Origin of the sequence: Pseudomonas sp. IT-P176, assembly GCF_949767245.1 — a bacterium.
In the GTDB taxonomy this organism is placed as follows: Bacteria; Pseudomonadota; Gammaproteobacteria; order Pseudomonadales; family Pseudomonadaceae; genus Aquipseudomonas.
Genome location: NZ_CATKPN010000040.1, coordinates 66,080 through 72,678, shown reverse-complemented (window position 1 = coordinate 72,678; position 6,599 = coordinate 66,080). Strand labels below are relative to the sequence as shown.

General features: G+C 60.2%; 7 protein-coding genes. 6 read left to right on the top strand and 1 reads right to left on the bottom strand.

All coding sequences use genetic code 11. From position 1 onward, the window contains the following. Positions 1-198: 198 nt before the first annotated feature. Positions 199-912, bottom strand: coding sequence for a UTRA domain-containing protein (locus tag ACM6IP_RS11075; protein WP_414861487.1), 714 nt, complete (start codon positions 910-912; stop codon positions 199-201). 362 nt (positions 913-1,274) lie between these two features. Here ACM6IP_RS11075 and ACM6IP_RS11070 point away from each other — a divergent pair, with 362 nt between their 5' ends. The 6 genes from ACM6IP_RS11070 to ACM6IP_RS11045 all read left to right on the top strand — a co-directional run bounded on the left by ACM6IP_RS11070 (position 1,275) and on the right by ACM6IP_RS11045 (position 6,592). Then, a complete protein-coding gene (locus ACM6IP_RS11070) occupies positions 1,275-2,342 on the top strand; it encodes an ABC transporter substrate-binding protein (protein WP_095170301.1) in 1,068 nt (355 codons plus the stop codon). A 140-nt stretch (positions 2,343-2,482) separates the two neighbouring features. Continuing rightward, positions 2,483-3,289: an alkaline phosphatase family protein gene (locus ACM6IP_RS11065; protein WP_414861486.1), complete on the top strand. Its 807-nt coding sequence runs from the start codon at positions 2,483-2,485 to the stop codon at positions 3,287-3,289. Continuing rightward, positions 3,286-4,131 carry an ABC transporter permease gene (locus ACM6IP_RS11060; RefSeq protein WP_095170303.1) on the top strand — a complete coding sequence of 282 codons (846 nt, stop codon included), beginning with the start codon at positions 3,286-3,288 and terminating at the stop codon, positions 4,129-4,131. The genes ACM6IP_RS11065 and ACM6IP_RS11060 overlap by 4 nt, the downstream gene beginning before the upstream one ends. Next, positions 4,118-4,918: an ABC transporter permease gene (locus tag ACM6IP_RS11055; RefSeq protein WP_159997430.1), complete on the top strand. Its 801-nt coding sequence runs from the start codon at positions 4,118-4,120 to the stop codon at positions 4,916-4,918. The genes ACM6IP_RS11060 and ACM6IP_RS11055 overlap by 14 nt, the downstream gene beginning before the upstream one ends. Next, positions 4,915-5,904: an ABC transporter ATP-binding protein gene (locus tag ACM6IP_RS11050; protein WP_095170305.1), complete on the top strand. Its 990-nt coding sequence runs from the start codon at positions 4,915-4,917 to the stop codon at positions 5,902-5,904. The genes ACM6IP_RS11055 and ACM6IP_RS11050 overlap by 4 nt, the downstream gene beginning before the upstream one ends. Before the next feature lie 34 nt (positions 5,905-5,938). Then, positions 5,939-6,592, top strand: coding sequence for an HAD family hydrolase (locus tag ACM6IP_RS11045; protein WP_414861485.1), 654 nt, complete (start codon positions 5,939-5,941; stop codon positions 6,590-6,592). Positions 6,593-6,599 lie beyond the last annotated feature (7 nt).

The following is a 6,599-nucleotide window of genomic DNA, read 5'->3' as shown; positions in this document are numbered from 1 at the left end:
TATGAGCGTTTTGCTTACTTTTGCGCTGTTCAAAAGTGAGCCGCCGTTGGGCGGAACCATAGGAGGCCATTACCGCAGAAATGGATATGTACTCGGTCTGATCCAACACCCCAGAGGCCCACAGGTGCAACGTCGCACCACAGTTATGTAGATACCGATACCGCAATGGAAACGGAACATTCAACATTGTGGCGGCAGCTAGACCACATCCACCCCGACATGAATCGCATCATGCCGCCAGAACTCCAGGTCACAATCGATCAGCCGCTGATGCTGATCGTAGTTGACCCGGGCGATGCGCAACCCCGGGCTGCCCAGCGACACCCGCAAGGCCGCCGCCGCATCCACCGGCAGTGAGGTCGGCACGATCTCGAAGCGCACCCGCCCATAGTGCAAATCGTAATGCCGGGCATACAACTCGGTAATCGACTGATTCAGATCCAGCTGCAGAATCCCCGGGAAATACTGCGGGTTCAGGTAGTGCTCCACATACAGCACCAGTCGCCCGTCAATACGCCGAGCGCGGCAGATCTGGATCACACTCGACAGCGCCGGCAGCTGCAGCCAGGCACACACGGCTGCCGACGCCGGCTGCAGACGCGCCGAGATAACCTCGGTCGACGGCACCCGCCCCTGGGCACTGACCATCGCGTGAAAGTGACTGCGCTGCATCAGGTTGTAAGCCAGCCGGGGTGGCGAGACGAACCAGCCACGGCGCTCCTCCCGATAAATCTGGCCTTGGGCCTCCAGTTGCAACAGCGCTTCACGCACGGTAATGCGTGTGGTGCCGAACAGCTCACTGAGCTTGCGCTCGGCCGGCAGCTTGCTGGCAGGCGCCAGCAGACCGTGGTCGATCTGCTCTTGCAGGACTTGGCCAATGGCTGTCACCGCGCGGGTTGCCTCTTCACGCATCAAGGTTACCTTTCTGGACTAGACCAGCACTGTTTCGGGGCCGGAGTGCGCCAAAAAACGCCTCCTCTAAGCTAGTGCAAGCCTAGGCACAACATATGACTGATCGATGACAAAGCCGCCCAACGGCAGCATCAAAGCACTGCAATTGTGCGGCCAAGTCCCGGTAAACCGGCCTCCTCCCCATGGTCTACGCTTATCTCGTTGTCACCCCTAGCGAGCGAAAAAAAGCCCTGGGCTGGGGCCGCCGACATCAAAGTGTCATCCAGCCCACCTAAATTGGCTCAGGTATTGCTGACCTAGACCAACCCAACCGCAAACGTTCGATAAAAACGCAGCGTTGAATACGCCCAAAGGAGCTTTCGATGAAACAGCTTTTCCTGGCATCCCTGTTAGGCTCGACCATTGCCATGTGCACCGCCGCCATGGCTGCTGATACCGATCTGAAAACCCTGGAAGCCGCTGCGCGAGCGGAAGGCGCGGTCAACAGTGTCGGCATGCCCGATGACTGGGCCAACTGGAAAGGCACCTGGGAAGACCTGGCCAAGACCTACGGCCTCAAGCACATCGATACCGACATGAGCTCGGCGCAGGAAATCGCCAAGTTTGCCGCGGAAAAAGACAACGCCAGCGCCGACATCGGCGACGTCGGAGCGGCCTTCGGTCCGATCGCGGTCAAGCAAGGCGTGGTGCAACCCTACAAGCCTTCGACCTGGGACCAGGTACCTGCCTGGGCCAAGGATAAAGATGGCAACTGGGCCCTGGCCTACACCGGTACCATCGCCTTTATCGTCAACAAGAAGCTGCTGCACGGCTCCCCTGCACCGACTAAGTGGGCCGACCTCAAGACCGGCAAATACAAGGTCTCCATCGGTGACGTGAGCACCGCCGCCCAGGCTGCCAACGGTGTACTGGCAGCGGCCCTGGCCAACGGCGGTGACGAGAAGAACCTGCAACCAGCACTGCTGATGTTTGCCGAAATCGCCAAGCAGGGCCGCCTGTCGATGGCCAACCCGACCATTGCCACCATGGAGAAAGGCGAGGTCGAGGTTGGCGTGGTCTGGGACTTCAACGGCTTGAGCTACAAGGCCAAGATGGCCAACCCGGATGACTACACCGTGCTGATCCCGTCCGATGGCTCGGTGATTTCCGGCTACACCACAATCATCAACAAATACGCGAAGAACCCCAACGCCGCCAAGCTGACCCGTGAGTACATCTTCAGCGATGCGGGCCAGATCAACCTGGCCAAAGGCAACGCTCGGCCAATCCGCGCCGAACACCTGACCCTGCCCGCCGAGATCCAGGCCAAGCTGCTGCCGAACGAGCAGTACAAAGGCGTGACCCCGATCAAGGACGCCGACGCCTGGGAAAAAACCTCCAAGGCCTTGCCACAGAAGTGGAACGAAGAAGTCATCGTAGAGATGAAGTAACCCCCGTAAGAGCGAACCTGCTCGCGATGGCGACCTGACATTCGAAGACCCTCTCGGGTGTCAGGACGTTCTCGCGAGCAGGCTCGCTTCTACAACGAATTACGATGTTTCGAGTTACCGATGTACGGAGTTTCAGTGCCATGAGTCACAACGTCATCCTTGTCGTTCTCGACGGTCTCAACTACGAAGTCGCGCGGCATGCCATGGGGCATTTGCAGGCCTATGTACAGGCGCAAAAAGCTGCCCTGTACAAACTCACCTGCGAGCTTCCTGCGCTATCGCGCCCGCTCTACGAAACGATCCTGACCGGGGTCACGCCCATCGACAGCGGCATCGTCCACAACAACGTCGCGCGCCTGTCCAACCAGCGCAGCATTTATCACTATGCCCGTGACGCCAGCCTGACCACCGCCGCCGCGGCCTATCACTGGGTCAGCGAGCTGTACAACCGCTGCCCTTTCGTCGCGGCCCGGGATCGCCACACCGCCGAGCCCGAACTGCCGATCCAGTACGGCCACTTCTATTGGTCCGACCATTACCCGGATTCGCACCTGTTCGCCGACGCCGAGCACCTGCGCCTGCAACATGCACCGCACTTTCTGCTGGTGCACCCGATGAACATCGACGACGCCGGGCACAAGCACGGCCTCGACACCCCGCAGTACCGTAACAGTGCCCGCTCGGCCGACATCATCCTGGCCGACTACCTGCAAGGCTGGCTCGACGCCGGTTACCAGGTGCTGGTGACCGCCGACCACGGCATGAACAACGACCGCTCCCACAACGGCCTGCTGGCCGAGGAACGGGAAGTCCCGCTGTTTGTGATTGGCGATGCCTTCAGCCTCGACCCCGATGCCGCTCCCAGGCAGCTCGAACTGTGCGGCACGGTGTGCCAGTTGCTCGGCATACCCCACGACAAACCTGTATGCCGGGAGTTGCTCAAGTGAATGCCATCACACGCGGCAAATGGCTGGCAGCGTTGTGCCTGGTGCCCTTTGCGATCTTCTTTTTCGTGTTCCAGATCGCCCCGCTGTGCTGGGTGCTGATCAACAGCCTGCAATCGGAAGAGTTCGGCTGGGGCCTGGCCAACTTCAACAAGATCTTCAGCTCCAGGTTCTACCTGCAAGCGATCCAGCACAGTCTGGAAATCAGTTTCTACTCCAGCCTGTTCGGCATTGTCATCGCCATCCTCGGCGCCTACTCGCTGCGTCGGGTCGACTCCAGGTTGCGCAACTTCGTCAACGCTTTCGCCAACATGACCAGCAACTTTTCCGGCGTGCCCCTGGCCTTCGCCTTCATCATCCTGCTGGGCTTCAACGGCAGCATCACCATCATGCTCAAGCAGGCTGGAATCATCGAGGACTTCAACCTGTACTCAAAAACCGGGCTGATCATCCTCTATACCTACTTCCAGATTCCCCTGGGCGTACTGCTGTTGTACCCGGCGTTCGACGCCCTGCGCGAAGACTGGCGCGAATCCGCCGAGTTGCTGGGGGCCAACGGCTGGCAGTACTGGCGCCACATCGGCCTGCCAGTGCTGACTCCAGCCCTGCTCGGCACTTTCGTGATCCTGCTGGCCAATGCCCTGGGCGCCTACGCCACGGTGTACGCCCTTACCACCGGCAACTTCAACGTGTTGCCGATCCGCATCGCGGCGATGGTTTCAGGTGACATTTCCCTGGACCCGAATCTGGCCAGTGCCCTGGCCGTGGTGCTGGTGGCCTTGATGACCGTGGTGACCGTGGTCCATCAGTTACTGTTGAAGAGGAGCTACCATGTCTCGCGCTGAACCCGGCTCTGCGGCCCTTTATCACCGCGTGGTGGTCTACCTGCTGTTTGCCATCTTGTTACTGCCGCTGGTTGGCACTCTGATCTACTCGATTTCCAGCAGTTGGTCGGCGACCATCCTGCCCTCGGGCTTCACCTTCAAGTGGTACCTGCAACTGTGGAGCGACCCGCGTTTTCTCAACGCCTTCGGCCAGTCGCTGCTGGTCTGCGTCGGGGCGCTGATCCTGTCGGTGGTGCTGATCCTGCCGCTGCTGTTCGTGGTGCACTACCACTTCCCGAAACTCGATGCGCTGATGAACATCCTGATCCTGCTGCCGTTCGCGGTGCCGCCGGTGGTGTCCTCGGTGGGCCTGTTGCAGCTCTACGGTTCCGGACCGTTCGCCATGGTCGGTACGCCCTGGATCCTGGTGGGCTGCTACTTCACCGTGGCGCTGCCGTTCATGTACCGGGCAATCACCAACAACCTGCAGGCAATCAACCTGCGCGACCTGATGGACGCCGCCCAGTTACTCGGCGCCAGCACCTTCCAGGCGGCGTTCCTGGTAGTACTGCCGAACTTGCGCAAGGGCCTGATGGTGGCGTTGCTGCTGTCGTTCTCGTTCCTGTTCGGCGAGTTTGTGTTCGCCAACATCCTGGTCGGCACCCGCTACGAAACCCTGCAGGTGTACCTCAACAACATGCGTAACAGCAGTGGCCACTTCACCAGCGCGCTGGTGATCTCCTACTTCCTCTTTGTGCTGGTTCTGACCTGGGCTGCCAATATCTTGAACAAGGACAAAAGCCAATGAGCTATGTCAGCGTCCAACACCTGCAAAAAAACTACTCCGGCACCACGGTGTTCAGCGACATCAACTGCGAAATCCACAAGGGCGAGTTCGTCACCCTGCTCGGCCCTTCGGGTTGCGGCAAGTCCACCCTGCTGCGCTGCATTGCCGGGCTGACCGCGGTGGATGGCGGCAAGATCCTGCTCGAGGGCCAGGACCTGGTGCCCCTGAGCCCACAAAAACGTGGGATCGGCATGGTGTTCCAGAGCTATGCGCTGTTCCCCAACATGACCGTGGAACAGAACGTCGCCTTCGGCTTGCGCATGCAAAAGGTCAATGCCGACGACAGCCACAAGCGCGTACAGGAAGTACTGCAACTGGTGGAGCTGACTGACTTTGCCGCGCGTTATCCGCACCAGTTGTCCGGCGGCCAATGCCAGCGCGTAGCCCTGGCCCGCTCCCTGGTCACCCGTCCACGCCTGCTGCTGCTCGATGAGCCGCTGTCGGCACTGGATGCGCGGATTCGCAAGCACCTGCGCGAACAGATCCGCCAGATCCAGCGTGAGCTGGGGCTGACGACTATTTTCGTCACTCACGATCAGGAGGAGGCCCTGACCATGTCTGATCGAATATTCCTCATGAACCAGGGAAAAATCGTACAAAGTGGCGACGCAGAGACCCTCTACACTGCGCCAGTGGATGTGTTTGCCGCCGGATTCATCGGCAACTACAACCTGCTTGATGCCGCCAGTGCCAGTAAACTGCTGCAACGTCCCGTCAACAGCCGCATCGCGATTCGCCCGGAGGCCATCGTGCTGAGCCGCACGGGCGAACCCGATACCCTGATCCGCAGCCACAGTCTGCTGGGCAACGTGATTCGCTATCGGGTCGAGTCGCGCGGTGTGGAGTTGGTGGTGGATGTACTGAACCGTTCGGCGGCTGACTTGCATGCCGACGGTCAACGCCTGGCACTGTCCATTGATCCGAGCGCCCTGTGTGAGGTCGCCTGATGATGTCAACGAATGAGCTGAAGAGAGAGCACTGATGGCCCTGGCAATTTTTGATCTGGACGAAACCCTGATCCACGGCGACTGCGCCACCCTCTGGAGTGAGCAGATGGCCCGCCTGGGCTGGGTCGACGGCGAGTCGTTCATGCGCCGCAACAACGAACTGATGGACGCCTACAGCCACGGCAAGCTGGCCATGGAAGAGTTCATGGCCTTCAGCCTGGAACCCTTGATCGGCCGTACCCCGCAAGAGGTCGAGCACCTTGTAGGGCCCTGGGTCGAAGACTTTATCGAGCCGATCATTTTCAGCGATGCCACCAAGACCATCGCCGCCCACCGCAAGGCCGGCGACCGGATCCTGGTGATTTCCGCCTCGGGCACCCACCTGGTCAAGCCCATCGCCGAGCGCCTGGGCATCGATGAGGTGCTGGGTATCGAACTGGAGCTGGTCAACGGTTTCTACAGCGGCCATACCGTCGGCACCCTGACCTACCGCGAAGGCAAAATCACCCGCCTGTTGGAATGGCTGGACGCCGAAGAAGAAAATCTCGAGGGCGCGAGTTTCTATTCCGACTCCCGCAACGACCTGCCCTTGCTGCTCAAGGTCGACTTCCCCCACGTGGTCAACCCGGGCCCAGTGCTGCGCGAGCATGCACAACAGGCCGGCTGGCCGATTCACCACTGGAAGTAATCGAATA

Bases quoted from the DNA above. Each gene is read 5' to 3' on its own strand.
- ACM6IP_RS11065 (WP_414861486.1), top strand. From the start codon at position 2,483: ATGAGTCACAACGTCATCCTTGTCGTTCTCGACGGTCTCAACTACGAA.
- ACM6IP_RS11075 (WP_414861487.1), bottom strand. From the start codon at position 912: ATGCGTGAAGAGGCAACCCGCGCGGTGACAGCCATTGGCCAAGTCCTG.
- ACM6IP_RS11055 (WP_159997430.1), top strand. From the start codon at position 4,118: ATGTCTCGCGCTGAACCCGGCTCTGCGGCCCTTTATCACCGCGTGGTG.
- ACM6IP_RS11050 (WP_095170305.1), top strand. From the start codon at position 4,915: ATGAGCTATGTCAGCGTCCAACACCTGCAAAAAAACTACTCCGGCACC.
- ACM6IP_RS11070 (WP_095170301.1), top strand. From the start codon at position 1,275: ATGAAACAGCTTTTCCTGGCATCCCTGTTAGGCTCGACCATTGCCATG.
- ACM6IP_RS11045 (WP_414861485.1), top strand. From the start codon at position 5,939: ATGGCCCTGGCAATTTTTGATCTGGACGAAACCCTGATCCACGGCGAC.